Source organism: Shewanella sp. CAL98-MNA-CIBAN-0140 (assembly GCF_040309905.1).
Taxonomy (GTDB): Bacteria; Pseudomonadota; Gammaproteobacteria; order Enterobacterales; family Shewanellaceae; genus Shewanella; species Shewanella psychromarinicola.
On sequence record NZ_JBEOPI010000119.1, the window covers coordinates 1 to 306 of the forward strand.

General features: G+C 44.1%; 3 tRNA genes. All 3 read left to right on the forward strand.

Annotated features, from left to right (window positions below):
* Position 1: 1 nt before the first annotated feature.
* The 3 genes from AAEY93_RS20420 to AAEY93_RS20430 all read left to right on the forward strand — a co-directional run bounded on the left by AAEY93_RS20420 (position 2) and on the right by AAEY93_RS20430 (position 304).
* A tRNA-Asn gene (locus AAEY93_RS20420) sits at positions 2-77 on the forward strand.
* Positions 78-106: 29 nt separating this feature from the next.
* Positions 107-182 (forward strand) — tRNA-Asn (locus AAEY93_RS20425).
* 46 nt (positions 183-228) lie between these two features.
* Positions 229-304, forward strand: a tRNA-Asn gene (locus AAEY93_RS20430).
* Positions 305-306 lie beyond the last annotated feature (2 nt).

Consider the following 306-nt stretch of genomic DNA (forward strand, 5'->3'; position numbering starts at 1 on the left):
TTCCCCAATAGTTCAGTTGGTAGAACGGCGGACTGTTAATCCGTATGTCACTGGTTCGAGTCCAGTTTGGGGAGCCATCGAGATAACAAATTTGAAATAATACGCTTCCCCAATAGTTCAGTTGGTAGAACGGCGGACTGTTAATCCGTATGTCACTGGTTCGAGTCCAGTTTGGGGAGCCATTTCAAATATTAGTAATTACAAAAGTTGATACTAGTAATAATCAATTCCCCAGTAGTTCAGTTGGTAGAACGGCGGACTGTTAATCCGTATGTCACTGGTTCGAGTCCAGTCTGGGGAGCCATT